Origin of the sequence: Chryseobacterium sp. OSA05B (assembly GCF_019970065.1) — a bacterium.
GTDB lineage: Bacteria > Bacteroidota > Bacteroidia > Flavobacteriales > Weeksellaceae > Chryseobacterium.
The window spans coordinates 315991-342143 of record NZ_JAHXYH010000004.1 but is presented as its reverse complement, the minus strand read 5'-3'; the positions used below and the strand labels follow the sequence as shown (position 1 = coordinate 342143).

Annotated in this window: 26 protein-coding genes; 15 read left to right on the top strand and 11 right to left on the bottom strand. The window is 38.3% G+C overall.

Going from position 1 to position 26153, the window contains the following annotated elements:
- Positions 1-98 precede the first annotated feature (98 nt).
- The 6 genes from LC419_RS17310 to LC419_RS17285 all read left to right on the top strand — a co-directional run bounded on the left by LC419_RS17310 (position 99) and on the right by LC419_RS17285 (position 6603).
- Complete coding sequence (locus tag LC419_RS17310) at positions 99-1115, top strand: hypothetical protein (protein ID WP_223608538.1); 1017 nt, start codon at positions 99-101, stop codon at positions 1113-1115.
- A 50-nt stretch (positions 1116-1165) separates the two neighbouring features.
- Positions 1166-2365: a hypothetical protein gene (locus LC419_RS17305; RefSeq protein WP_223608537.1), complete on the top strand. Its 1200-nt coding sequence runs from the start codon at positions 1166-1168 to the stop codon at positions 2363-2365.
- Positions 2365-2901 carry an adenine phosphoribosyltransferase gene (locus LC419_RS17300; protein ID WP_223608536.1) on the top strand — a complete coding sequence of 179 codons (537 nt, stop codon included), beginning with the start codon at positions 2365-2367 and terminating at the stop codon, positions 2899-2901. Before LC419_RS17305 ends, LC419_RS17300 begins: the two co-directional genes overlap by 1 nt.
- Before the next feature lie 170 nt (positions 2902-3071).
- The gene (locus LC419_RS17295) at positions 3072-3779 is read left to right on the top strand and encodes a tetratricopeptide repeat protein (RefSeq protein ID WP_223608535.1); all 708 of its coding nucleotides are present in this window, start codon (positions 3072-3074) and stop codon (positions 3777-3779) included.
- A gap of 3 nt (positions 3780-3782) precedes the next feature.
- Entirely contained in the window at positions 3783-4301 is a 519-nt protein-coding gene (gene ribH, locus LC419_RS17290; protein ID WP_223608534.1) for a 6,7-dimethyl-8-ribityllumazine synthase, read from the top strand.
- Between the two features lie 223 nt (positions 4302-4524).
- Positions 4525-6603 (top strand): LTA synthase family protein, encoded by a 2079-nt coding sequence (locus LC419_RS17285; protein WP_223608533.1) that lies wholly within the window; start codon positions 4525-4527, stop codon positions 6601-6603.
- Here the strand turns inward: LC419_RS17285 and LC419_RS17280 are convergent.
- Genes LC419_RS17280 through LC419_RS17270 form a run of 3 tightly spaced genes read right to left on the bottom strand, consistent with a single transcriptional unit; the run spans position 6593 to position 8331 of the window.
- Entirely contained in the window at positions 6593-7720 is a 1128-nt protein-coding gene (locus LC419_RS17280) for a glutathionylspermidine synthase family protein (protein ID WP_223608532.1), read from the bottom strand. The genes LC419_RS17285 and LC419_RS17280 overlap by 11 nt on opposite strands.
- 3 nt (positions 7721-7723) lie before the next feature.
- On the bottom strand, positions 7724-8050 hold the full coding sequence (locus LC419_RS17275) for a hypothetical protein (protein ID WP_223608531.1): 327 nt from the start codon (positions 8048-8050) through the stop codon (positions 7724-7726).
- Complete coding sequence (locus LC419_RS17270; RefSeq protein ID WP_223608530.1) at positions 8050-8331, bottom strand: hypothetical protein; 282 nt, start codon at positions 8329-8331, stop codon at positions 8050-8052. The genes LC419_RS17275 and LC419_RS17270 overlap by 1 nt, the downstream gene beginning before the upstream one ends.
- Before the next feature lie 115 nt (positions 8332-8446).
- On the opposite strand from LC419_RS17270, the gene LC419_RS17265 reads away from it, so the two are divergent.
- Positions 8447-9304, top strand: coding sequence for a neutral zinc metallopeptidase (locus LC419_RS17265; RefSeq protein WP_223608529.1), 858 nt, complete (start codon positions 8447-8449; stop codon positions 9302-9304).
- A 53-nt stretch (positions 9305-9357) separates the two neighbouring features.
- Here LC419_RS17265 and LC419_RS17260 read toward each other — a convergent pair whose 3' ends face one another.
- On the bottom strand, positions 9358-10197 hold the full coding sequence (locus tag LC419_RS17260; protein ID WP_223608528.1) for a GLPGLI family protein: 840 nt from the start codon (positions 10195-10197) through the stop codon (positions 9358-9360).
- 145 nt (positions 10198-10342) lie between these two features.
- On the opposite strand from LC419_RS17260, the gene LC419_RS17255 reads away from it, so the two are divergent.
- From LC419_RS17255 to sufD, 4 genes are all read left to right on the top strand, one after another.
- Complete coding sequence (locus LC419_RS17255; RefSeq protein ID WP_034739378.1) at positions 10343-10672, top strand: iron-sulfur cluster assembly accessory protein; 330 nt, start codon at positions 10343-10345, stop codon at positions 10670-10672.
- A gap of 73 nt (positions 10673-10745) precedes the next feature.
- On the top strand, positions 10746-12194 hold the full coding sequence (gene sufB / locus LC419_RS17250; RefSeq protein WP_223608527.1) for a Fe-S cluster assembly protein SufB: 1449 nt from the start codon (positions 10746-10748) through the stop codon (positions 12192-12194).
- Positions 12195-12391: 197 nt separating this feature from the next.
- On the top strand, positions 12392-13135 hold the full coding sequence (gene sufC / locus LC419_RS17245; protein ID WP_090026065.1) for a Fe-S cluster assembly ATPase SufC: 744 nt from the start codon (positions 12392-12394) through the stop codon (positions 13133-13135).
- Between the two features lie 118 nt (positions 13136-13253).
- Positions 13254-14561, top strand: coding sequence for a Fe-S cluster assembly protein SufD (gene sufD, locus LC419_RS17240; RefSeq protein ID WP_223608680.1), 1308 nt, complete (start codon positions 13254-13256; stop codon positions 14559-14561).
- 200 nt (positions 14562-14761) lie between these two features.
- Here sufD and LC419_RS17235 read toward each other — a convergent pair whose 3' ends face one another.
- A complete protein-coding gene (locus LC419_RS17235) occupies positions 14762-15682 on the bottom strand; it encodes a DUF3078 domain-containing protein (protein ID WP_223608526.1) in 921 nt (306 codons plus the stop codon).
- A 236-nt stretch (positions 15683-15918) separates the two neighbouring features.
- A complete protein-coding gene (locus tag LC419_RS17230; protein WP_223608525.1) occupies positions 15919-16845 on the bottom strand; it encodes a DUF3078 domain-containing protein in 927 nt (308 codons plus the stop codon).
- Positions 16846-17103: 258 nt separating this feature from the next.
- Between LC419_RS17230 and LC419_RS17225 the strand changes: the two genes are divergently transcribed.
- From LC419_RS17225 to gdhA, 3 genes are all read left to right on the top strand, one after another.
- Positions 17104-17871 (top strand): rhomboid family intramembrane serine protease, encoded by a 768-nt coding sequence (locus tag LC419_RS17225; protein WP_034724213.1) that lies wholly within the window; start codon positions 17104-17106, stop codon positions 17869-17871.
- A 167-nt stretch (positions 17872-18038) separates the two neighbouring features.
- Positions 18039-19148 (top strand): DNA-processing protein DprA, encoded by a 1110-nt coding sequence (dprA, locus tag LC419_RS17220; RefSeq protein WP_223608524.1) that lies wholly within the window; start codon positions 18039-18041, stop codon positions 19146-19148.
- 190 nt (positions 19149-19338) lie between these two features.
- Positions 19339-20697, top strand: a complete 1359-nt coding sequence (gdhA, locus tag LC419_RS17215) for an NADP-specific glutamate dehydrogenase (protein WP_034724216.1) — start codon at positions 19339-19341, stop codon at positions 20695-20697.
- Positions 20698-21141: 444 nt separating this feature from the next.
- Here the strand turns inward: gdhA and LC419_RS17210 are convergent, their stop codons facing one another.
- The 5 genes from LC419_RS17210 to LC419_RS17190 form a co-directional block, all read right to left on the bottom strand.
- Positions 21142-22662 (bottom strand): amidohydrolase family protein, encoded by a 1521-nt coding sequence (locus LC419_RS17210; RefSeq protein WP_223608523.1) that lies wholly within the window; start codon positions 22660-22662, stop codon positions 21142-21144.
- A 103-nt stretch (positions 22663-22765) separates the two neighbouring features.
- Complete coding sequence (locus LC419_RS17205; protein WP_223608522.1) at positions 22766-23506, bottom strand: LytTR family DNA-binding domain-containing protein; 741 nt, start codon at positions 23504-23506, stop codon at positions 22766-22768.
- Between the two features lie 151 nt (positions 23507-23657).
- A complete protein-coding gene (locus tag LC419_RS17200; protein WP_223608521.1) occupies positions 23658-23999 on the bottom strand; it encodes a hypothetical protein in 342 nt (113 codons plus the stop codon).
- Between the two features lie 115 nt (positions 24000-24114).
- Positions 24115-24603, bottom strand: a complete 489-nt coding sequence (locus LC419_RS17195; protein WP_223608520.1) for a YkgJ family cysteine cluster protein — start codon at positions 24601-24603, stop codon at positions 24115-24117.
- Complete coding sequence (locus tag LC419_RS17190) at positions 24604-25575, bottom strand: ion channel (protein ID WP_223608519.1); 972 nt, start codon at positions 25573-25575, stop codon at positions 24604-24606.
- Between the two features lie 153 nt (positions 25576-25728).
- Here LC419_RS17190 and LC419_RS17185 point away from each other — a divergent pair, with 153 nt between their 5' ends.
- Positions 25729-26109: a group III truncated hemoglobin gene (locus tag LC419_RS17185; protein WP_223608518.1), complete on the top strand. Its 381-nt coding sequence runs from the start codon at positions 25729-25731 to the stop codon at positions 26107-26109.
- Positions 26110-26153: the final 44 nt, after the last annotated feature.

The following is a 26153-nucleotide window of genomic DNA, read 5'->3' as shown; positions in this document are numbered from 1 at the left end:
GCAGACAGGTGAACCTTTTCAAACTGCTCAGGCAACCATTTTGAATTTTGTGTGTCTTTATAATGAGATTGGTCTATTAACCCAAACAAAATATCATTATGAAACGAAATTATCTGCTCTTCACACTGTTCGTTTTTCTGTTCAGTTGTATTCAGGCTCAAACTGTAACTTTTATTTCTGAACGAACCAACAAACCTCTTCCCAAAGTTTCCGTTTTCGGGAAAGACGGGAGCATTCTTGCCTTTTCTGATATTGACGGTAAAATAGATAAACAGGCCATCATCCCTTCTCAGGAAAAATTTCAATTGATTTACAATAACTTTTCTGTAGCCACACTCTCCTACTCCGATTTCAACCAGGACGTGATTAAAATAAATGATCAGGTAAAAGAAATTGAAACGGTAGTCATTAAAAATTCAAAGCCTGCGAAATATATTTTCATTAAAGGAAATTTCAATGCTTACGTAACCGTGAATAGTAAACTGAATAGTTATGCCGACGGAATCGTTACTTATATTTTCGATAATAAAACCAAAAAACTGAAAAGTACCAATGTTGAGCAATACAGGGTTTTCAGATTAACAGGTCCAAAAACCGAAAAAAAGGAAACATCATCCTGGGATTATGGCAACTCATTACAGCTTCCAAAGCTTAAAAATGTCGGGAATCCGGAAGAATACAAAACAAAAAGAAATACCATCAAAGAACTAAAAGGAGATCGTAAAGACCAGATCGAAGTGACCGGTGCGGCGCTCCAGGAAAAAGAGTTTTCGTTATTCGGATTCAGATTCTTTGATATCAGAACTATTCTGAATATGTCTTTCGAAAAAGGATCGGAAAAAACACTGAAGGATTTCCTGGAATACAATGAAGTAGCCTTTGTAAAACTGAAACACAAAAGCGAACCGGACTACAACCAGATCATCCTTTACAATAATTTTTATCCAACAGAATTCAATTTCAGCAATGACAACGATATTGAAAAGGTAAAATTTGATAAGGATAACAGCAGCTATACAGTAAAATATTGGCAGGAGTCTTCATTTCCCAATATGCAGACCATTTTCAGTTCATTTTTCAAAGATGACCTGAAGGAGCAGGAAAATAAAAAATAAAAACCGGCTATTATTAAAGGTTTTACTAAATTTGCAGTAAACAAAATAAAATGAAAAAGTTTTCTTTTCTACTTGTTCTCAGTCTGTTGCTTTTTACGGCATGCAGGAAGGATCATGTAGATGCTACGAATACTAAAACGCTGCAGTCCAGTATCAACGATATGACTTCCAGCCTTTCAACAATTAAACAGATTAAATTCAGTGAAGCTCTTTATATCCTGAAGACTTTCGGTGTGGAAGCAGAAGGTGATGTAGAAGAATTGAAAGCTCTTGGAAAACTTATCAACGGAAAAAAAGTTCCGGAGATTCTTACAATGGCTGACGAAGTGGCGCAGAAAAACGGAATCGAATGGGCCAGCACATCTCCTCCTTCTCTTGGAGAAATGAATATCTTCGGAGATGACAAAGCCAAGGAAACCGATAACAATGATGTAAAAGCAAATTCATTAAGCATTGTCACAAGACCTACTGGCGATGACGGAAACGGAGCTGCTACTGCTATTCAGATTGTTCCAAGACTTGTAGACGCTGCAGGAAATCCTGTTTCATTTACCGGTGCAGGTTTAGAAGCCACGTTGGAAGTTTTCAGCAACGGAGTAAAGCTTTCTACTGCAAAAAACCTGATGCAGGATAATAATTTCAAAGGATTTAATTTAAAATTCTCTTCCATTCCTGCAGCAAAAGTAGTTGACAACAAAATCGATATTACAGTTTCAGTAAAAACTACGGCAAAGACGTTTAAAATGTCTAAGATAGGACTTGATGTAAACCCATCGGCTCTTAAAGTTCCTGCTCCGCCAAAAACGGATTCAACGGCAGTAACACAGGATCCAAATGCTGTCATCGATCCAAACAATCCTACAGCAACGCCTACTACACCTACAGATCCAAACGCAACTACACCTACTCCAGCTGCACCTAAACAACCGACTTCAGATCCAAAAACTACAGTAAGTAAGTTTTTAAGCAGTGTGAGCTCTCAAAACCTTAAAGCAGCCTATGATAATTCAAACAACCCAAGCTGGGGAAGCTATGAATCATTCTCCAACCCTACTTCAGGTTTTGGCTCAGTGAAGAATGTAAGTGTAAAAAATATTACCACCAATGCGACCAACGCCAGCGGTGCCAGCGTAAATGCAACCTATGATGTAACGGATAAGAACGGAAAAACAACTTCTTTAAAGGTAACTTTCGGACTTAAAAATGTAAATGGAGACTGGAAAATATCCAGCTATAAAATAAACCCTTAATGGCTTCACAAGAACTGATCAAAAGACTCGAACAAACGATTGAAAATATTCCTGATTTTCCCATCCCGGGAATTCAGTTCAAGGATATTTCACCTATTTTTCTGGACCCGAAGCTTTATGAGGATGTCATCACAGAACTGGCCGCTTTCAGCAAAGGAAAAGTAGATGCTGTATGCGGAATAGAAAGCCGTGGTTATCTCTTCGGCATTGCCATAGCTGTTGCTTTGGAAGTTCCCTTCATTTTAATCAGGAAAGCAGGCAAACTTCCTCCACCGGTCATTTCAGAAAAATATGACCTAGAATACGGAAGCGCTATCATAGAAACCCGTGACGGACAGATCAAAAAAGGACAGAGAATACTCATCCATGATGATCTTCTCGCAACCGGAGGAACTACAGAGGCAGCCGCCAAATTGGTAGAAAAACAAGGCGCAACAGTTTCCCAGTTCAGTTTCCTTATCGGATTAAAAGATCTTAACGGAACGGAAAAACTTAGTAAATTCGGAGCTGACGTATACAGCATCCTGGAATATTAAGTTTTTCATATAAAACAAAAGTCTTGGTAGAAAAGATGTCACGCTGAGCGGAGTCGAAGCGTTTTTACCATTAACATCCGACAATTCACAACATTTTCACAATAATACTTCAAAGTATTTTGTAAATCATTCAGAAACAATTAAATTTGCAGTTCAATTTTTAAGAATTTATGGCAAAATTGGGAAACAATGCTCAAAACGAGCAAGAAGGTAAAGAAACGGTTGAGTTCTTTAAAGACCTTGACAGAGAGGCTTTAAACACTGAGAGATTCCTTGAGAAATATTCAAAACAATTGGGTATTGTATTCGGGGTATTGGTTTTGGGTGTTTTAGGATTCTTTGCTTACAAACAGTTTGTAGTGGCTCCTAAGAACGTGGAAGCTGTAAAAGGTTTCCTTGCTGCTCAGAAAAACCAAACATCTGGTAAAGATAAAGAAGCCTTAGGCGGAAATTCTGCAGCTAATCCGGGTTTTGTAGGAACATATAACGAATATTCAAGTACGAAAATTGGAGAGCTTGCTGCTTACAATGCAGGTTTACTGAAATTCAAAGCAGGAAAATTCCAGGAAGCTTACGATCTTTTAGACAAATTTTCATCTGACAACAAAACATTAATGGCATTGAAATTCGGTGCTATGGCAGATGCAAAATCAGGTCTTAACAAAAACGACGAAGCACTATCTTTATTAGACAAAGCGTCAACGGCTTCCAGCGATCCTTATACCACTTACTATTTCACAAGAAAAGCAGGTATTGTGGCATTAGGATTAAAGAAAAATGCAGAAGCTAAGAAATACTTCTCTGCAATTGACGAGAAATATCAGGACTACGATAACGGAATGTCTGATTCTTATATTGAAATGACTAAATATTTTTAAAAAATGGCCACAGTTAATCTATCCGATTACAAGCCACTTCATATAACAAATGCCGAAGATTTTTCTATCGGCATTGTTTTTTCTGAGTGGAATGATTTTGTAACTTACAATCTTCGTGATGCAGCCCTGGAAATTCTTGAAAAAGAAGGGGTAAAACCAGAAAACATCAGACTATTCCCGGTTCCGGGTGCATTTGAGCTAAACTACGCCAGTATGCAGCTTTGCAAAGAAAGAAAATATGACGCTGTCATTGCTATCGGATGTGTCATCCGTGGTGAAACTCCTCACTTTGACTTTGTATGCTCAGCAGTAGCCCAGGGAATCAAAGACTGTAATATCTTAACGGACACACCTACAATTTTCTGCGTTCTGACTGATGACACCAAGGAACAGTCTATTGCAAGAAGCGGCGGAGATTTAGGAAATAAAGGTGTAGAAGCAGCTGTAACTGCTTTGAGAATGATTGATTTTAAAAAGAATCTTTCAGACAAAAAAGGAAACATCGGTTTCGGACACTCTTAATTTTAATACATTTTAACAGTATATAGGACTATTTTTTAATAGTCCTTTTTTATTGGAACTCAGTTTACTGCCGTCATTTCCATATATCGATTTAGTTACTTAAAAAGTTAAATCCTCACGAATAACTCAAAAAAATGATAAGAAATATCATGTTTCTGTTTTTTTTTACTAAAAGTTATATACAAAAACTATCTTTGCGAAAATTAACTCATACTTAACGTACATGTTTCCAAGTAAAATAAAACCATTCCTGTATTTAGGGATTTTCTATCTTATCATCTCACTGATTATACGGATTGTATTCTTTTTTCATCCGATCACGACGGCCAGCTTTGGATTTTTTGAAGTAATCAAAGTCTTGTCTGTCGGTCTATTGAATGATATTTTTGCTTTTACATTAGCCAGTACCCTTTTGGCCGTTTACTTTTTATTTCTATCGAACTCTAAATACAAAAAGCCCTACGGATATATTATTTTTGGAGCGCTGATACTATTTTTCCTGTACATCCTGCTCGTTCCCAATAACATTTTCAATCAGTATGGAGGATCTATTTCTGAAGTGGCTCTTGCACTCGTTGGCATCAAGACGGTTTTCTTCGGATTAATGCTTTTCCTACCTTCAAAAAGGATCAAAATCAGAAATGTTCTGTATTTCATTACGTTATTATTATATGTCCTTCTGATCATCTTCAATGCAGTAAGTGAGTACTTCTTTTATAATGAATTTGGAGTACGGTACAACTTCATCGCTGTAGATTATCTGATCTATACCAATGAGGTCATCGGAAACATTATGGAAAGCTATCCAGTTATTCCCTTATTTTCAGTAATCCTTATTGTCACTTTAGCGGTGACATGGTTTATCTATAAAAAAACAAAAGACGAACTTTTAGAGCTTCCGAATTTCAAACAGAAAATGATACTTCTGGGATCTTTCGTGGTTCTTGCCGGCATCAGTCTTTTCGGGTTATCGTTATTAATGCAGCTCAGATCAGACAATGTTTTTGCAGATGAGATTGAAAACAACGGTCTTCCTAAATTCTACTGGGCGTTTACCCACAACGAACTGGATTATTTCCAGTTTTATCCACAGATTGGTCAACAGGAAGCTGAAAAGAACTTTTTAAGCCAGTACTCTGAACCTTCATTATCCAGAAATATTGTTTCAGAACAGCCTGAACTGAAGAAAAATGTAGTTCTGATCTCTATAGAAAGTTTATCCGCTGATTTCATGGCACATTACGGTGGCACTTTAAAGATTACTCCTTTCCTGGACAGTCTTGCCGAGCGCTCCATGATGTTCACGAATCTTTATGCAACCGGAAACAGAACTGTGAGAGGACTTGAAGCATTAACGCTTTGTATTCCCCCTACTGCCGGAGAAAGTATCATTAAAAGAGATGACAATAAAAATAAATTCACAACCGGAGGTGTATTCAAGTCAAAAGGATACGATGTAAAATTCCTGTACGGAGGGTACAGCTATTTCGATAATATGCAGGACTTTTTCGCTGGAAACGGTTACGGTATTGTCGACAGAAATAATTTCAAACCGGAAGAAATCACATTTGCCAATGTTTGGGGCGTTGCCGATGAAGATATGGCTAAAAAAGCAATTCAGACGATGAATGCTGAAGCGAAATCCGGGAAGCAGTTTTTCAACCACTGGATGACTGTTTCCAACCACAGACCTTTTACCTATCCTGATGGAAGAATTGATATCCCGGGAACTGCAAAATCCCGTGATGGCGGTGTAAAATACACAGATTATTCACTCAAGCTGTTCTTTGAGATGGCTAAAAAACAGGATTGGTACAAAAACACAGTCTTTGTCATCATTGCCGATCACTGTGCATCCAGCGCTGGGAAAACAGAACTTCCAATGGACAAATACAGAATTCCAGCGATGATCTTCTCGGAAGGATTTATTGAGCCTCAGAAATTTGACAAGCTGATGTCACAGATCGATGTGATGCCTACCCTGTTCGGGCTGTTGAATTTCAATTATCAATCTAAATTCCTTGGACAGGATGTCTTCAAAAAAGAATTTCAGCCAAAAGCTTATATCGCAACTTATCAGGACCTTGGTTTTGTAAAAGACGGGCATCTGACCATCATATCACCTGTAAAAAAGGTAAAACAGTATTCTCTACAGCTGGAATCCAGCAGTCTGGCTCCTGAATTCAAACTGTATTATGATGAAAAACTGATGAAGGATCCTGATCAGAAACTGGTCAATGATGCTGTTTCTGCCTATCAATCCACTTCATTCTGGTTAAAAGAAAAGAAACTTAACCGATAAGGTGAGGAACAAAACGGCTCTGGTTATTGGTGATCAGGTGAACACTTTCCCTGATCCCGATACCGGCAGGCTCCTGCCCAATGACCCAGCTGCCTATGACGGGATAATTGCCACTAAAGTTGGGAAGGTCAAATAACTGCTGATAAATAAAACCTTCTTTACCATACACACCATCGTTCTGCTCAACCGGAATATTGTTTTTGTGAAGGATCACATTCGCTCCCTCTCTCGAATAAATAGGTTTTTTGGCAAAATCTTTCAGATGTCTGGGTTCAAAATAAGATTCCAGCAGATAAGGATGATTCGGATACATCTCCCAAAGAATCGGAAGAAGCGCTTTGGATGAAAGTAAAATTTTCCAGGCAGGTTCTATCCATTGAGATCTGAAGCCGTTTTTTACAAGTTTTTCTCCGAAGCCGTCTGCAAGAATCCATTCATAAGGATAAAGCTTGAAAATATATTCCATCACCGAGCGGTCTCCGGCTACGAATTCTGAGATATCCTCCGCCCATCCGATGTCCTGAACAGGTATAAATTCCGTATCAAAACCCGCCTGTGAAGCACAGTCACGCATATATTCCACATTGGTTACATCTTCAATATTGGTAAGAGATGCAAAATAAATATGGTGCGGATTCATATAATTTTTCAGATGCTTCCAATATCCCACCAGCTTCTCATGAATCGAGTTAAACTGATCTTTATACGGGCACAATTCCTGAAGCCAATACCATTGAATGACCGAACCTTCGTACAGTGACGTGGGTGTATCAGCATTAAATTCCAGTAATTTCAGGTTTTTACCATCAAAACCGAAATCAAATCTCCCGTAAATAGAAGGATGATCTTCTTCCCAGCTCATAATGATATAATTCCGGAACCATTCAGGAATATTGAACTTGTCCCAAAGATTTTTTGCAATAATATAATCTACCGCTTCCAGACACATCTGCCAGAGTTCTGCCGTGGCTGTTTCTATGGTATTAATTTCTTCTGCGCTAAATTGATAATAATGACTTTCATCCCAATAAAGTCCATCCAGAGAATGATATCCGAAGCCTAGATTTTCAAGCTTATGCTGCCAGTTCTTCCTGAACTGTGATTGAATTCTTTCCATAGTTTATGATGATGCACTGAAACCGCTTCTTCCCAATTGGCCTCTTACCACATTTCCTTTGTAATTATTTCTTCCGACATTGGATTTGGTGCTTATCGCATCACTGTAATAGCCGGCTTTCTGATAAGATCCGTAGCTGTAAGCCCCGTATGGTCTGAAAGCATGATACAGGAGAATTCCCGTCATAAAACCATGGGATCTGGAATAAGAAGCCGTAGTATCGGATCTCATGTAGACTTTCTTTTCTGCTTTATCTTTAGGTTTTTCTTGAGAGCAGGCAGCCAATACACCTGTGACGAAAAGTAATTTGATAGAACTTGACTTTTTCATTATTGAACCGTTATAAAAAATTCATAGTCTTTTTTCGTTTTGGCAATATGGTCGTTGCCATCACTATCTTCTCCTCCTACAAGAGTATCTCCAAGACTTGGAATCGTGTCTTTTTTTACAATTTCTTTGAATAACTTTTTATCCTTCCAGATCTTGTGCTTGGTAATAAGAATATCAGCATTGTCGATATGTTCAACGGAGAGTTCTGTTTCAATAGAGCCAGTCTTGTCTACGCTGTTTACTTCGTCTTCTTTCTCTTTTTTACAGGCTGTAAATGCCATTATCCCAACTGATAACAGGCAAAGTTTAATTTTTTTCACGCGGGCAGTAATTTTTCACAAAAGTAGTAATTTAGTAATGATATTATTTTAAATTTACAAGGCAAAAATTTATATTATGAAATGGACAGACGATAGAGGCGGGAACGTAGATGACCGCCGTGGTTCTGGTGGCAGCGGAGGTATGGTTGTAGGTGGAGGACTCGGAACTTTGATTATAGCTGCGATTATTTTCTTTTTAGGAGGTGATCCTTCAGGTATTCTGAACTCCGGTAGTGTCCAGTCTTCCGGAAGCGGACAGAAGCGGGAACTCACTGCCCAGGAACAAAAAATTGGAGAAATGGTTGATATGATGGGTAAATGGAACATTGTTACCTGGGACCAGATCTTTAAAGAAAATGGGATGACCTATACTAAACCGGAGATTGTTCTTTTTGAAGATACCACTCAATCCGGATGCGGAACAGCTCAGTCAGCAATGGGACCATTCTATTGCCCTGCAGACCAGAAGGTCTACATGGATATGACCTTTTTTAATGAGCTTCAGCAGAGATTCGGAGCTCAAGTAACGGAATTTACTGTTGCTTATGTTCTCGCTCATGAAGTAGGCCATCATGTACAGACCCTTCTGGGAACGACACAGAAAGTAGACGCATTAAGAAGAAGCGGAAGATATTCCGAAGCAGATATGAACAGGGTTTCTGTAGCCACTGAACTTCAGGCAGATTTTTATGCCGGAGTGTGGGCAAAACGAACGAATGATACAAAAGGTATTCTGGAGCCAGGCGATATAGAATCAGCGATAGATGCGGCGCAAGCCGTAGGTGATGACAATATCCAGAAAAGATCTCAAGGATATGTTAATCAGGAAAGCTTTACTCATGGCTCTTCTGCCCAGCGTAAGGAATGGTTTCTGAAAGGCTATAATACAGGAGATATTAAGCAGGGAGATACGTTCAACCAACTTTTGAAATAAATGATCTAAACAAAAAATAAAAACCTTGAAGAGTTTCTTCAGGGTTTATTTTTTTATTGCAATTCGATCGGATTGCTGTTTCTCTTGGCTTCTTCTTTTGCTCTCTCCTCCATCCTCTTTCTCATGTCTGCCGGATTTTGATTTCCGCCTCCACCCGATGATCTTGGTGGACCAGGAAAACCGCCGCCACCGCCACTCTGCATAAATGACGCAGGGTCCTTTCTATATTTTTCCTGTTGTTTTACGTAGTCTGCTCTTTTTACTTTTACAGTATTTCCAAACTGATTTAAAGTAACGAGTTCGCCAATCTTATAATTCTTCATCAGATCAAAAGAATATTCTCCCTTATCATCTTCTACTTTAACGATCAGCCCTGGAAGGCCTCCAAATTTATACGGTCCGTCCTGATAAGGAAGATCTGTAGTAAACCAGGCTGTCCATTTTCTTCCTGCAAAATCCGTTGTCGCCTTTTGAACTTTGTACTCTCCAATCTTCGTCGTTTCAGAAGACATCTTCCAGTTCAGAGGACGATCTTCCTCATATACATAAATATCCCTTCCGATTCTGTCCTTAAATGTCATTTTCTGGCTGGATTTGTCTTTTTCAATCGAATAATTGATTTGGGTTCTGAACGCTTCCATTTGCTCTCTGTTAATGGAGCCTCTGCCTCCACCGCCCTGAAAGGCCTTCTGTAACGTGGAATCCCGTTTATATCTGTTTTCAGAATAAAAAAGCGACTTTTCGCCGGAAATATCTAAATATGCATTTTCAGTTTTAATATCGGTTTTATTTTCCGCATCAGGTTTCATCGTAACCTGATACACAAACCTGTTATTTTGTGCGGAAATATGCTGCATAAACAGCGCTAGAGCAAGAATGCCTATTTTTTTCATTGTAGAATAAATTTATAGTTTGGATTTCAAAAGGTTAACAAAGTTAAGTCATCAATAATAAAAATCGATAAAATAAAAATGCCGATTTTTATATCCTGATTTTTGTTCGTATTTTTGCATCATTAAATCATTCTAAATAAATACAATGATAAAAGTATCAGACCAAGCAAAGGCAAAAGCCATCCAACTTATGTCGGAAGATGGCTTCAACCCTGCTGAAGATTATATAAGAGTAGGGGTAAAAAGTGGAGGATGTTCTGGTTTAGAGTATGTTTTGGGATTTGACAATCAAAAAACAGACACAGATCAAGTTTTCGAAGACAATGATGTGAAAATTATTGTTGAGAAAAAATCTATCCTTTATTTAGCAGGAACAATCCTAGAATATTCAGGAGGATTAAACGGAAAGGGGTTTGTTTTCAACAATCCTAATGCATCCAGAACGTGTGGTTGTGGAGAGAGTTTTTCTTTATAGAAAAGACATTAGATAGTGGATGTCAGATCTGTTTCTGAGATCTGAAGTCTGATATCTGAAATCAAAAAAAACAATGAGTAAATATACTGAAGACGATTTAAGAGTCGATCTAGAAAATAAAAAATATGAATTCGGGTGGGAAACGAAACTGGATTATGAAGAGTTTCCAATCGGTTTAAATGAAGATATCGTTCGTGCGATCTCTGCTAAAAAAGAGGAGCCGGAATGGATGACAGAATGGCGTTTGGAATCTTTCAGGATCTGGCTGAAAATGACAGAACCTACGTGGGCCAACATTAAATATGAAAAGCCTGATTTTCAAGCAATCCGTTACTATGCTGCGCCAAAATCAAAACCGGAACTGGAAAGCCTTGATGAGGTAGACCCTGAATTATTAAAGACTTTCGCGAAACTTGGGATCAATATCGAAGAACAGAAAAGACTTTCAGGAGTCGCTGTAGACATCGTAATAGATTCAGTTTCTGTGAAAACAACTTTCCAGGATACCCTGATGGAGAAAGGAATTATTTTCTGTTCTATTTCGGAGGCTATTAAAAACCATCCTGATTTGGTAAGAAAATATCTTGGAAAAGTAGTTCCGAGAGGAGATAATTTTTATTCAGCATTAAATTCCGCGGTATTTTCTGACGGAAGTTTCTGCTATATTCCAAAAGGCGTACGATGCCCGATGGAACTTTCCACTTACTTCCGTATCAATCAGGCTGGAACAGGACAGTTTGAAAGAACACTTGTAATCGCAGATGAAGGAAGTTATGTTTCTTATCTTGAGGGATGTACAGCCCCTTCAAGAGATGAAAATCAGCTTCACGCAGCCGTAGTAGAACTGATTGCCATGGACAACGCTGAGATTAAATACTCAACCGTTCAGAACTGGTATCCGGGAAATGAAGAAGGAAAAGGAGGTGTTTTCAATTTTGTAACCAAAAGAGGATTATGTGAAAAGAAAGCAAAAATCTCATGGACACAGGTGGAAACAGGTTCTGCAGTAACATGGAAATACCCTTCTTGTATCTTGAAAGGTGACGGATCTATCGGAGAGTTCTACTCTATCGCAGTGACCAACAATCACCAGTATGCAGATACAGGGACAAAAATGATCCACATCGGAAAGAATACGAGATCAACGATCATTTCAAAAGGTATCTCTGCAGGGAAATCTCAGAATTCATACAGAGGTCAGGTGAAAGTAATGCCTTCTGCAAAAGGAGCAAGAAACTTTTCACAGTGTGACTCTCTGTTGATGGGTAATGACTGTGGTGCACATACCTTCCCATACATTGAAATCAAAGATCCTACTGCCCAGCTTGAGCATGAAGCTACGACTTCAAAAATCGGAGAAGACCAGATCTTCTACTGTAACCAGAGAGGGATCAATACGGAAAAAGCAATTGCTTTGATCGTAAACGGTTTCAGTAAAGAAGTATTGAATAAACTTCCAATGGAATTTGCCATTGAAGCACAAAAATTATTGGAGATCTCTCTTGAGGGTTCTGTAGGATAATTTAAAATTGTGGTAATTTGAAAACCTGAAAACGAAGAGTTGTGGAGAGCTCTTAATTCGAAGGTAAATTATCAGGAATATATTTAGGAAAAGGGGTTTGTTATTCAAACCAGCAAAAATAAATCATATAACATCGAAAAAGGCGGCAGTCAATAAATTGTAAAATTATCTGATGGCCAAATTATCATATTAAAACTATGTTAGAAATCAAAAACTTGCACGCCAAAATTGAAGACGGCGCAGAAATTTTAAAAGGTATTAATCTTGAAATAAAGCCGGGCGAAGTTCATGCTATCATGGGACCGAACGGAGCTGGAAAATCTACTCTTTCTTCTGTAATTGCAGGAAAAGAAGATTATGAAGTAACGGACGGAGAAATTCTATTCCAGGGAGAAAACATCAGTGAAGATGCTCCTGAAGAAAGAGCACACAAAGGAATCTTCCTTTCTTTCCAGTATCCGGTGGAAATTCCGGGAGTTTCTGTAACCAACTTTATTAAAGCTGCTTTAAACGAAACAAGAAAAGCAAACGGACTTGAGGAAATGCCGGCAAAAGAAATGCTTGCCCTTATCCGTGAAAAGTCTGAGCAATTAGGTATAAAAAAAGACTTCCTTTCAAGATCACTGAACGAAGGATTCTCTGGAGGTGAAAAGAAAAGAAACGAGATCTTCCAGATGATGATGCTTAATCCGAAACTGGCTATTCTTGATGAAACAGATTCAGGTCTTGATATCGATGCCTTAAGAATTGTTGCAGACGGTGTGAACCATTTTAAAAACGAAGGGAATGCAGTCCTTCTGATTACTCACTATCAGAGATTGCTTAACTATATCCAGCCTGACTTCGTTCACGTTCTTGCTAATGGAAAAATCATCAAAACAGGTGATAAATCTCTTGCTTTAGAACTGGAAGCAAAAGGGTACGACTGGCTTCTTAACTAAGAAGAAAACTCTTTTCAGCAGGGATTTTATCAATCCTTTCTGAAGATGCGGAAAACCCGCAGTAAATAATATTATTTTTAAATATATAAAATAAGGTGTGATGGCCGAAATATCAGTAATGGCTTTATACGATCAGATTATTGACAATCACGGTGAATTTTTGGAGAGCCTTCGTCACAGATTTCTGGATGAAGAAAGAAAAACTGCTCTTCAGAATTTCGAAAACTTAGGTTTTCCGACAAAAAAAGACGAAGAATATAAATATACCAGCATCAAAGAAATCACGGAGAAAAACTATAATTTTTTCCCGAAAGAAAGTCACAATATCACCAAAGAACAGCTGGATCAGCTGCATTTAGGTGAAGAAAATTTTGACTGGATCGTTTTTGTGAATGGTAAACTTCATAAAGAGCTTTCGAAAGTTTCTATTGAAAACGTAGAGTTTCTTTCATTCAACTATGCGTTGAATGATGAGAAACATAAAGAAGTATTTGATAAGTATTTTAATACCATTACTTCTAAAGATACTGCTTTCACAAACTTGAACCTTGCTTACTGCAAGTATGGTTTCTTTTTGAAAGTTCCTAAAAATGTAGTGATCGAAAAACCGATTCACGTTTTTTATATTTCTCAGAATCAGGAAGAAAACACATTCTACAATACAAGAAACTTACTGATTGTAGAAGAAGGCGCTAAAGTAGAGGTTATAGAAAGTCACCACAATTTCGACAGTACGTATGTGCTGACGAATTCTGTAACGGAGATCTTTACTTATCCGAATGCAAAAGCAGACTGGCATAAACTTCAGAACGACAACAATACGTCATATCTTATCGACAGTACTTTCGCAAGGCAGGAAAAAGACAGTTTAACAACTGTAAATACCTTCTCTTTCGGAGGAAAACTGATAAGAAACAACCTGGACTTCATTCATAACGGAAGCAATATCAATTCGTTTATGAATGGAATCACAATTATTGGGAAAGATCAGCTGGTAGATCACCACACGGCGGTTCACCACAATTTCCCGAACTGTGAAAGCTACCAGAACTACAAAGGTATTTTCGATGGGAATGCTCACGGTGTTTTCAACGGGAAGGTTTTCGTAGATAGAATTGCCCAGAAAACCAATGCTTACCAGCAGAACAATAATGTATTACTGAGCGAAGGGGCTTCCATTGATACCAAACCTCAGTTGGAGATCTTTGCTGATGATGTAAAATGTTCTCACGGATGTACTGTGGGGCAGCTGAATGAAGATGCGCTGTTTTATTTAAGAGCAAGAGGTATTTCTAAAAAAGAAGCGCAGGCTTTGCTTTTATATGCTTTTGCTAATGATGCGATGCAGAACATCGATATTGAACCGCTTAAAGAAAAAATTTCGAAACTTTTAGCTGAAAAGCTACAGGTGGATTTAGAATTTTAAGACTAATATAAATTGATACCCAAAAAAGCACTTCTCTTTGAAGTGCTTTTTTATTGGTAAGATGAAAGTTTGAAGCTTGAAAATGGAGGTTATTGAAGTCGAATCTAAGCTTTCTGTTCTTTTAAAGAGATAACTCCATTATAATAACTGTCGACCTAGTAGTAACTTCCAGCCCCCTCTTCTATCCTCCTGCCTTCTAATTATTTCAGCCAGGACTGATTCTCTTTCTTATCAGAACGTTTTTTACCGTTATCGATATTATAAGCGAATCCTACTCCCAGAGTCTGTTTAAGCTGTGTTTTCTGAATCTGGTTGTGGTCATACATCAGATCCAGTGTAATATTTGTTGAGATAAACTTATTGATCTTCATATTAAGAATTCCGCTGTATCCAAGCACCAGGTGGCCCGGCTTATCAAGGTAGTTTGAAAATACGGAAGCCGTATTCGTCAGGTTGATATTATCCATGATCTTGACTTTGTATATAGCCGTTCCAAGGAAACCGAACTGGAACAGAGAAGAATCACCATTGTTTTTAAGGCCGTAAGTTCCTGCTGTCTGAAGATCTTCATCCAATACAAAAGTCACTCTGGCATTGGCAGGGCGCAATGTCACTGTGAAATTTTCATTAGGACGGTAGGTAACACCCACACCTACATTCAGATATCCCGGAGCCATAAAATTGGAAATCTTTTTGGCATCAGGATTATTGCCATCCTCATAACCTCCCGCAAACTGTGTCTGAAGACCTATTCCTCCGGAAAGATACCAGTTCTTGGCAAATTCACGCCCGTAGTTGGTAGAAATGTTGATTACATCCTGTGTTTTTCTGGTTCCGATACCTTTTGTATTATTCTGTCCATAACCAAGAATAATTATGTTTTCCCAAAGGTCTTTCCCTTTTTCATAGGTAAGATTATAATTCACTCCGGCAAGCCATCCTACATTATTGGCTCCCCCACCGACCCAGTTCGAGAACGCAGCCTGATTGAGCATTAATGTATTCTGTCCCTGAATAGACCACGCTTTTACTGTATCTGTGGTGGCGGCATCAGTTTTGACCTCCTGAGCTATTGTGCTTATTCCCATAGAAATGGAAAGGGCTAATAAAAGTTTTTTCATAAGTAAGGATTTTTCGTTACAAAAATATACATATATTTTTTGGTAAAAAACTAATCACTCATTTATGAAATATGTTAATTATTATTTAATGCATTAAACAGTCACTTAATTCACTAAAACAAAAGAATAAAAACCGCAAAATAAGACCATGCTATTTAAAATATTTATTCAAACTACCTGAAATTAAAAATCACCTCGGGTTGAAGTGATTTTATATTGCTATTCAAATTGAGTCTTTATTTTTTAATCCACCACTGGCTGTCTTTACGGTCAGAGCGTTTCACTCCATTATTCAGCGTATAGGCAAATCCTATCCCAAGCGTCTGTTTCAGCTGTGTTTTCTGGATCTGGTTATGATCATACAAAAGATCCACCGTAATATTGGATGAAATAAATTTGTTTACTTTAAAGTTGATCAAAGCCCCATAAGCAAGAACTAATCTGTCAGGACGATCCAGATAATTTGAAAACACAGAAGCTGTATTCGTAATGTGGACATTCTCCATCAATTTCACTTTGTATTGCGCTGTTCCCAGAAAACCGAACTGTAATAATGAAGTATCACCATCATTTTTAAGACCGTAGCTTCCTGCAAACTGAAGATCCTTATCTAAGACAAAGGTCCATCTGCCGTTGGTAGGACGCAGTGTAACCGTCAGATTATCATTGGGCCTGTAGGTGATACCCATACCGAGGTTGAGGTACCCGGGAGCCATGAAATTAGAGATTTTTTTGGCCGCAGGATTATTTCCATCCTCATATCCGGCTGCAAACTGCGACTGTATACCTGCTCCTAATGAGAAATACCAGCTTTTGGAAAATTTACGCCCGTAATTGGTAGAAACATTAATAACATCCTGCGTCTTCCTTATACCAAGACCTTTGGTGTCGTTCTGCCCGTAATCCAGAACAATAATGTTTTCCCAGAGGTCATTGTCTTTTTCGTAAGTAAGATTGTAATTCACTCCGGCAAGCCATCCTACGTTGTTGGCTCCTCCACCTACCCAGTTTGAAAAGGCGGCCTGATTGATCATTAAAGTATGTTTTCCCAATACCGACCAGTATTTTACCGTATCTACGACTACTGAATCTCTTTTCAATTCTTCTTGTGCACTTGCATAAATCCCTATAGAAAAGGAAAGAATCAATAAAAACTTCTTCATTATTTTACATGATTTTCATTACAAAAATATTAATATATTTTTTTTTAAAGCAAATCCTGGCTCATAAAAAGCCCTGGAACAGACTAAAAGGTGTTCAAGCAACCAAAAACAGGCCAGTTTAATACATTCAATGTCAAAATATTAAGCTTCATATGTTAAAATTGAAACCTTTTGTCTTAAAATAATAAAGCCCCTGTACGATACATCGCCAAATTTTCCGAAATTTATCATTGGCTTTTGATTTGACGTACCCTCCACATGTTTAAAAATATAATTTCCAAAAGGGCTGTTATCACCCCATTGCTGATGCTTTCGGCTATGTGGTTCGGCTACTTTCTGCAGATGCAGGGCTTTTTCCAAAGCTGTTTTGGGGCCATCATACCTCTATTGCCGGAAGGCTTGCTGGGAATCATCACAGCTCCTCTTTTGCATGGAAATATTGATCATATTATGGGGAACTCTATTCCGGTAGCGATCCTCCTTTTTCTTTTGTACCAATTCTATCCCTTAGTCGCCAATAAAGTGTTTATCATCGGATGGCTCGCAACTGGTCTTCTGGTCTGGATGCTGCCACCCATAGATATTCTGACCGGAGATTATATGTACACATGTACGATTGGCGCAAGTGGCGTAGTCTATGTTCTGGCCTTCTTCTTATTTTTCAGCGGCGTTTTCAAATGGAATATGAAGCTGCTCACCATTTCGCTCCTTGTGGTTCTGTATTATGGCAGTTTGATCTGGGGAATGTTTCCGGAAGAACTTTTCTATAATCTTCAGGAACCGAGTAAAATCTCATGGCAGGCCCACCTTTCGGGAGCTGTGGTGGGAAGTATTATTGCTTTCGCCTTTAAAAATGTGGGCGAAAGAAAAAAAAAGTATATCTGGGAATTTCCAAATTACTACAGCGAAAAAGACGATAAACTGTGGCAGGAATACAAGGAAAATCATCCTGATGACTTCCTGGAACTCCCTTATAAAAAGAGAGATGACATCTGGGATCATCTGGAGGAGTTGAGAAGGAAATAAAATAGTTGGAAGCTGGAAGAGGGAGGCTGGAAGTTACTGCCAGCGTTAAAACAACTGATAGATCCCGGGATGCGCGTTTCGCGGTTAGAACCGGCAACCCAACTCTCAAACCCGTACTCCGTAACTCCAACTCAGGTTATTTTATTACATTTGGGGAAAAACACATAATGATCTCTGAAGAATACCTTTATGCAATCGCTCTGCGCGAATGCAGCCTGATTGGCGACATCAATTTCCATAAACTTGTACGAACCTTCGGCAGTGCTGAAGAGGTCTGGAAAAGAGCAAAAAAAGAGCACAGCAAAGCCGACGGCGTTGGAAGAAAAACCGTAGCCGACATTGGAAAGGAAGAGTATCTGAAATTTGCAGAAAAGGAAATAAAATTCTGTGAAAAGAACCAGATTACGATCAGATTGAGACACCTTAATGAACTTCCTTATTTGCTCAACGAATGTGATGATGCACCGGCAATTCTTTATCAGAAAGGAAGCTTTGAGGAGCTATTACAGAAAATAAGCATTGTCGGAACCCGGAATATGACTTCTTACGGTAAGCAGTTCATTAGCGACTTCTTCGAGGCAACAAAGGCCTACAAATACATATCTGTCAGCGGATTAGCACTTGGAGTTGATAAAGAAGTTCATGAACAGTCCATACAACATAAAGTTCCCACCATTGCTGTTCTTGCCCATGGATTTCACACCCTGTACCCTTCCAAAAATAAAAAACTGTCTGAAAAAATTTTAGAAGAAAACGGGGCATTAATCACCGAATTCAATTCTTCCAGAAAACCTGACCGTGAAAATTTTATTCAGAGAAACAGAATTATCGCCGGACTTTCTCCCTCAACCATCGTCGTGGAGACTGGATTTGGAGGAGGATCTGTAAGTACCGCATCATTTGCCAACGACTATAACCGGGAAGTTTTTGCCCTGCCGGGAAAGATCACAGACCCATACAGCCAAGGATGTAATCAGCTGATTTTCCAGAATAAAGCATCATCTATTTCAACGATAAAAGACCTCCTGAATTCACTGGGATTCAACCCTGCTAAAGAGAAAACAGCAGAACTGTTCCCGTATAGTGAATTAAATATACAACTTACTGAAAGTCAGGAAGCGGTTTATCAGTCGATCAAAGCCCGTCCGCAGGTATCTCTGGACGATCTGGCGCAGATACTTTCAATGGCGTCTTACAAAATTCTTCCTATAATTTTAGAATTGGAGCTTTTGGGGAAAGTAAAATCATTTTCCGGGAGGCAATTTACTGCAATTTGAGAATTAACGATTTCTTAATATTGCATTATTTGAGACGTAACTTTTAATTTTCAACAAAATTTGATCATTAATTATCAATTTAATAATATTTCGGAACATTATTATTTAATTTTTAACAATGTTGAAATAGAGTATTGTGAATCTTGAAAAAAAAATTAAATTTGTTGACAATAATATTCAACCCTAATATATGGAACAATATAATATTGACCAGAAAATCCAGGAGTTTATTGCCAAGATTGAAGCAAAAAATCCTAATGAACCAGAATTTTTACAAGCCGTAAAAGAAGTAGCTGTGACTGTAATTCCGTTTATTATGACCAAAAAGGAATACACAGGAATGAAGCTTCTAGAAAGAATGGCTGAACCTGAAAGAGTTATAATTTTCAGAGTTCCATGGGTTGATGATAAAGGAGAGATCCAGGTAAACAGAGGTTTCAGAATCCAAATGAACTCTGCGATCGGACCATACAAAGGAGGAATTCGTTTCCATCCTACTGTAAACCTTTCAGTTCTTAAATTCTTAGCTTTCGAGCAGGTATTTAAAAACTCATTGACTACTCTTCCTATGGGCGGAGGTAAAGGAGGTTCAGATTTCGATCCGCAAGGAAAATCTGACATGGAAGTAATGCGTTTCTGCCAGGCATTCATGACTGAATTATGCAAGCATATCGGTCCTGAAACAGACGTACCTGCAGGAGACATCGGTGTAGGAGCAAGAGAGATCGGATATCTTTTCGGACAATACAAAAAAGTAAGAAACGAATTTACCGGAGTACTTACAGGAAAAGGTCTTGCTTACGGAGGTTCACTGATCCGTCCTGAAGCTACAGGATACGGTGTAGTGTACTTCGCAGAGCAGATGCTTAAGACGATCAACGAAACATTCAAGGATAAAATTGTAAGTGTATCAGGTTTCGGAAACGTAGCCTGGGGAGTAATCAAGAAGGCAACTGAGCTTGGTGCTAAAGTAGTGACAATCTCAGGACCGGATGGTTATATCTACGATAAAGACGGTATCAGCGGAGATAAAATCGATTATTTATTAGAATTGAGATCTTCAGGAAACAACAGAGCTGAAGACTACGCTAAAAAATATCCTTCTGCTGAATTCCACGCCGGAAAACGTCCTTGGGAAGTGAAATGTGACGTAGCATTCCCATCTGCAACACAAAACGAACTGGATCTTGAAGATGCTAAAGTTTTGGTAGGAAACGGATGTCTTTGCGTGACTGAGGCGGCTAACATGCCTTCTACTTTAGATGCAATCAACTATTTCTTAGACAATAAAATCTTATTCTCACCTGGTAAAGCTTCCAATGCTGGAGGTGTTGCCACTTCAGGTCTTGAGATGACGCAGAACTCTATCCGTCTTAACTGGACTTCTGAGGAAGTTGACGCAAGATTGAAAGAGATCATGATCGGAATCCATAAGGCTTGCAGAGACTACGGAAAAGATGAAGATGGCTACGTAAACTACGTGAAAGGGGCAAACATTGCCGGCTTCGTGAAAGTAGCGGAAGCAATGCTGGCTCAGGGAGTGGTATAAAAATAAACAAAGGTTGGGTAGATTCCCAGCCTTTTTTGATACAGCCTGTTCCCGGGATAATGGGAAAAAAGTAAAAAGTGAAAGGAGAAAGCGCTGTACATGTTACAGCGCTTTTTTTATTGTATCAGATGTAAAAAAATTAACCGTTATCTTCAACTCAGTCTCAAAACTTGGGGAGCAAATAAGCTTTTTTTTAAAGCAAAGACATTGATTATCTTATTGATAAAGGGAAGCAAAGGCGAAATCAATTTCATTGATTCTATTAAGCAGATGTTTTATATTGATAGCTTCATCAGTGACGAAGTCACACTCTTTGTTCTCCTCAAAACTGAACATTAACAAGATAAAACTTTGCGTTAAATAAAATCAATTTTAAACAGACTATTATAAGTTAGTTTGATTGTATTTATTGTACTCCACAATTTTTGAGACTCATTCGTATCTTCACTTCAGGTATCCACCAATTTCTATGTTCCTGTTTTCATTATTGGCATTCTCAATGCTTTTCAAGATCATTTTAATTTGAGTTTTGCTTATGACATGATTGTTAAAAAACACATAATCAATAGTTTTTGTATTCCTAATATCTTCCAATGGATTTTTAGTAAGCAGCACCATATCTGAATAGTAGCCTGCTTTTATCTTCCCGGTCTTGCTTTTCATCCATTCACCGGGCTCCACCGTAGCAGAATAAATAGCCTGAGCATTGGTCATCCCGGATTGAGATAAAGATTCCAATTCATCATGAAGAGAAAATCCTGGAACAACCGTGGCAACATTAGCATCCGTTCCGGCCATAACAGGAACATGGTGATCTACCAATGCTTTGGTCATGATATGAATCGCTTCCACATAGGTCTTCCAGAATGTCAGTGACATTTTTTTTGCTTCAGGTGTATCTTTTCCATCATATTCATACCCGTTTTTACCGGGTAACCAGCCCATTTTGTACAATAGAGTGCCTTCAATGATTTTGGGATTGACATAGCTCAGCTCTATTTCTTTAAGTTTAGATTTTAAGTTAAATCGCTGGTTTAAAAAGCTTTCGCATAACCAAACGGTTGAAGTAACACTTACCTTATTTTTTTCTAGCTTTTTTGCGATCTGGTGCGACCGTACTTTTAGAAAACGTAGATATTCTTGGGGATTTTTAGAAATTGATTTTCCGAATTCATCAATTGTTTTAACGGTTATCTCTTCAATATGAGCGACTTCCTTCTGACCTGAGGGATAAAAGTTTTCTAAATCAACCAACGGAATGTGCCCTATAACCGGTATCTTATTTTCTTTAGCCATCTGTATTGTTGTCTTAAACATTTCCGGATTGACAAAACCGTACATTTTGATGGCATCATAGCCCTGCCCTTTTATTTTCTTTATGGCTTTGTCCGCATCTTTTTTATTGGAATAATTGATGGAATGCCTTGTCCAACTATAATAATAACCCGCCAGCCCGGTCTCACTAAATATGGGTGGCGAAGCAATAAACATTCTCGGCCCCAAACCGTTTTTCCGTATTGATCTCCGCCATTCTAAAGTCAACGGCTGTCCGGCCATTTCTCTAATGTAGGTAACCCCATTAGTCAGATATAAAAACAAATCATTTTTACTTTCTTTTACATGAACATGGCTGTCTACAAGACCCGGAATAAGATACTTTCCTGTACCGTCAATGATGGCAGCTCCCTTATTCACCGGTTGATTGACATCTAGCTGAAGAATGAGTCCATCTTTAATAAGGACATTCTGATTGGTAATAAAATGAGTGCAGTCTTCTGAAAGGACATTGACATTTCTTATCTGAACTATGGGTGATGGTTTAATTAATGAAGAAAAGTCAATAACCCGGGTAGATTTACCCAGGACTTTATTGAGTTCATGATCTGCCCACAAAAAACCACAGATAGCCATACACAACCCTATTACAAATGACCATAAAACTCTCCTGATCCAAAACTTTTTCATACAATATTTATTCTTATCTGAAAGGCAAAATAAAAACAAAAACACCGTTCAACAAGGTGACATGAGGGATTAGGGATGAAATACGCGGTTTTAGGTACGGAAATTATAAGGACAACAAATGTTCTCTGTAATTTTTAGAAACAGGAAGTTCAATTTGAGTAAGAGAAATGGTATCCGCATTTTTCCAGGCTTTAAAATGAGACGGATTGATAAGGTGTGAACGATGAATCTGAACCAAAAAATCAAAATCATTCTGAATCTTTTTAAGCGTGCTGCGAATGAGTTTTACCTTTACTTCATTTCCATCTACAAAGAAAATCTCAACATAATTCTGAGCATTGGAAACACAGATCAGCTCATCTTTTTTAATTTTTAAAATATCGAGTTTATTGTCTCCCCTGATAATGATGGTGTCATCCTCTGCAGGAATTAATGAAACAACAAAGATCCTTGCTAAAACTATGATGGGCGTTGAAATCAAAGCTGATTTAAGAATGATGGTCTCTAAAAACTTAACAAAACCATATCCTCCATTCAAAACAGGGCTTTTATAAAAACAATACGTGCCTATCCAAAAAAGAAATTGAAAAAAAACAATACTTATTAATTCAAATCCTATGTTCCATTTTGCCAGTTTTGTGTAAACCTTTTTCTGCAGCAAAGCAATAATCCCATAACACAGAAATGCAATGATGCTAAATCCAATACTGATGATGATCCATACCTTAAAGCTAATGGTTCCGTCGTCAAATGGTCTGATAAAAAAGGCAAAAATGAAAAGCCACATACTCAGGAAAACTCCTATCAGTACATGATGCTTAAGGGAAGGGTTTAATCTTTTCATTGAATAAATCAGCTTGGCCCGAATGATCCGGACCTATATTTACATCCGAAATATACGTAAATAATATCCTGATTGATGACTTGAATTAATAGATAACAAAAAAATCCTGAGACATGATGCCTCAGGATTTCCTTTCTACTTTGTTCAATATTTACTTAGATGACTTTGCTTTTTTCTTAGCTTTTTTTTCTGCTTTTGTTACCTCTGATGGTTTCGTAGCATCGGCGGTAGTCTCCGCATTTACGGTGGCCGTTGCATCAACTGTTGTGGCCGGAGTGGATGCTGCATCTACTGTAGCCGTTGATGTGGTAGTGGCCGGAGTATTTTGTTTCTGGGCATCTGTAGAACTGCCCGGCGTAGTCTGCTGTTTAGTAGTTTGAGTGGTCTGGTTATTAGGGGTCTCGGCTGGCTTCTGCTGTTGAGTCTGGGTCTGAGCCGATACTGCGATTACGCCGAGTAAAGTAAACGCTGCTGTTAAAACTAACTTTTTCATAATACAATATTTTAAATGGTTGTTTAAATTAAACGACTCATATTATATTAAATTATGCGTAAAAGTCTTATTTAACGTACTTTATTATTATTTAAGAGATTTTAGAAACTCTGGCTTATTTCGAAATATTCTTCATCATCTTTTCCACGAATTCAAATGCAGCGGGGCAGATAACGGTATTTTTCAGCATCAAATCATTGATCTGATAGATCTTTTTACGGTCTGTATGCGGGTATTCGCGGCAGGCTTTCGGCCTTACTTCATAAATAGAACAGGTATTGTCATTATTCAGGAAAAAGCACGGAAGATTTTGAAGGACCTTGTCGTTATCTTCGTCTACTCTTAAAAATTTGGCTTCAAAATCGGCCTGCTTCATGCGCAGATGTTTTGAAATACGCTCGATATCTTTTTCGGTGTACAAAGGTCCGGTCGTTTTGCAGCAGTTGGCGCACTGAAGGCAGTCTACTTCATCGAAAACTTCATCATGGGTTTCCTGAACGGTATAATCAAGGTTCTTGGGCGGTTTCTTTTTCAATCCGTCCAGAAACTTTTTGTGTTCCTTCTGCTTCTGTAAAGCCTGCTTTTTATAGAGGTCTAAATTCATTTATTCATTATTTCCAGCCGTGGCCGGAAGATCTGTTTTTTGATATTCATTAATTTTATCCAGATCCAGTATCGTGGTAAGATCATTCTGATCCGGATAGTACATCGGAGTAAATTTAGCTCCGTACACAATTTCTGCAGAGACATAGGAAGACCTTTGAACCACTGTATTGGAAAAGACTTCATCAAATGCACGCACCTGAACAATAATCTCAATATCCGTATTCTTAAAATCATCCTCAGAAAAGCCGTAAAACGGTGAATCTTCCTTGATTTCGTGAACAACCGTCCAGTTCAGCGCGAGCGTATTGATCTTGCTTAAATGGGTCTTTAAAGAGTAAAAATTACTTTTCGGGACTCCATTCTCGATCACTTCAATGGCTGTAGAAACAATCACATCCGCATCCGTTAAAGCATTGTTTTTAAAAGGAGCCAGCCTGAACATCAGTGCCCGTGAATGTTTAAACGGAGCAATTACAGCAATATCTGAGAATCTCAGATAAGCTCTCGGTCTTGAAAATCTTCCGTAAAAAAGTCCCGTTGCAATGGCAAAGGTAAGCAATCCCAGAAAAGCTTCAAACGTAGCCACAAGACTTGCCGTAAATCCTACAGGCGCAATTCTCCCGTAACCCACGGTAGTAAAGGTTTGGGAACTGAAGAAAAACACATCGATGAACTCGTTCAGCGGGTCACTTTTATCAATTCCGGTAAGATGCTCTACTCCGATTAGATAATAAATCATTGCGAATACGAGATTGATCAGAATATAGGCGACCACCAGATAGGTTAAGAACCGGAAAGTCGACAGGTTCAGCATGGTGTGATACCAGCTTAGCCTGTTGAATACATTCACCCCTCTCCGCTTTACATTCGGAAGTCCGTCCTTGTTGATGAATCTTCCTGATGCATTGCTTCCAAAACCACTGTTTTCGGTGTTTTTCTGACGGATCTTCTGTCCGAAGCCTCTTGCCATTTATATCATATTTATCTTTTAAAAGTAAGCGAATAAAATGATTTTTCAATCTCTTTTTTCACTATTCCCGCTGCAAAGATAAAATATTGTTTTCATGAAATTTATCAAGCTGTCAATTCAATTTTTAATTTGATTTTGCAGTACATTTGAACCATGAAAAAATTGGAATCCAGAGAAGACATTGAACATCTTGTGAATTTATTTTACGCAAAAGTCGTTAAAGATGAGACGATTGGGTTTTTCTTTACTGATGTAGCCAAAGTAGACTGGGACAAACACCTTCCTAAAATGTATTCATTCTGGGAATCTATTCTGTTTGGGCAGATGAGCTACAAAGGAAATCCTATGGGCGTTCATTTCCCGATCAATGAAATCCAGGCCATGGAGCAGAAACATTTTGACCGCTGGCTTGAACTCTGGCGAACTTCTATTGAAGAAAATTTCGTTGGAGAAAATGCCGACATGGCTATTTATAAGTCTGAAAATATCGCTAAACTGATGGCTTTTAAAATGGAGCTGGCGAGGAGGCTTTAAAATTTTGGATTTTGGATTAAAAAAAACGGAAACTGCGGGAAACC